Annotated in this window: 1 protein-coding gene; it reads right to left on the bottom strand. The window is 46.5% G+C overall.

The window, feature by feature from the left end:
• The coding region (locus HC175_RS19125; protein ID WP_168139751.1) for a cytidylyltransferase domain-containing protein at positions 1-428 on the bottom strand (428 nt) is incomplete at both ends.

Raw genomic sequence — 428 nt, 5'->3', positions numbered from 1 at the left:
GATCTCGAAAAATAAAGAGCAAAATCCTCCTTATTGGTGATCACCTTTACATTGTTGGGATTGTCAATATCCTTTTTTTCCTTCAGCGGTGCTTTCAATGAAGCCAGGTCGATCCTGTTCGCGTCTTTTCCGCGGAAGACATTCAGCAGCAAAGCAAGGCTGTCCGTATCGATCATAGGTTCATCCCCCTGCACGTTCACCACAATATCCACCTTCATATTTTCAACGGCTTCGGCAATTCTGTCGCTCCCGCATTCGTGCTCCTTTTTGCTCATGATGGCATTTCCGCCGTTAGTAGTAATTTCGCGAAAGATCACATCACTGTCTGTCACCACATACACCTCCTGAAAAAGTCCGGTATTTTTTGCGGCCTCGTAGGTGCGTAAAATGACGGTTTTGCCATGCAGGTCCTGCATTAATTTCCCGGG

Source organism: Salinimicrobium oceani (assembly GCF_012037645.1).
The sequence above is the reverse complement of the archived record's forward strand: the minus strand, read 5'-3'. Positions and strand labels throughout refer to the sequence as shown.